Below are 632 nucleotides of genomic sequence, written 5' to 3' on the forward strand. Positions count from 1 at the left end.
CGTGCCGATCGCCCAGCACAGGCCCACCGACAGCAGGGTGAAACCGACCGTGACGAAGAACGAGTGCAGCAGGGATTCCCCGACCGGCCCGTCGAAATCCACCGACAGCTTGTAGTTGTCGATCCCCGACCAGGGGGCCGTGCCCCAGTCGCGGATGTAGAACTGGGTCAGCTCCTTGAAGCTCATCACGATACCGATCACCATCGGCACCAGATGGACCAGGAGTTCGAGGATCAGAGCGGGCAGCAGGAGTAGGTAGGGCAGTCCGATGCGCTTGATCCGCCCGGTGCGGCGCGGGCCGCGCGCCGCACCGGGGGAGCTCTTGTGCACCGGCCGCGTTCCCGTCTCGGGGACCGTGGTCGTCATGAGGGTGTCCGCGCTCACTTCTTCGGCATCTGCTGCTGGGCCTTGAGGAGCTTCGCCCTGACCGACTCGGTGGTCACCGCGCGGCCGGCGGCGGCCTCGGCGAACAGCTCCTTCACCGCCGTGCCCACGGCCGTCTCGAACTGCGACTCGTCGGCCACCTGGGGCAGGGCGGCGGCGCTGGAGGCCAGGGTCTGGCGGAGCACCGCGGTGCCCTGCGCGTTGAACGCCGGGTCCGACTGCGCCGACTTGACCGGCGGGATGGAGCC

At 69.1% G+C, this 632-nt stretch carries 2 pseudogenes; both read right to left on the bottom strand.

From position 1 onward, the window contains the following. Positions 1-366: pseudogene (locus tag K7787_RS31445) on the bottom strand (sugar ABC transporter permease); the annotation flags it as partial. A 14-nt stretch (positions 367-380) separates the two neighbouring features. Continuing rightward, positions 381-632 (bottom strand): annotated as a pseudogene (locus K7787_RS31450) (sugar ABC transporter substrate-binding protein); the annotation flags it as partial.

It is taken from the genome of Streptomyces sennicomposti (assembly GCF_019890635.1).
GTDB lineage: Bacteria > Actinomycetota > Actinomycetes > Streptomycetales > Streptomycetaceae > Streptomyces > Streptomyces sennicomposti.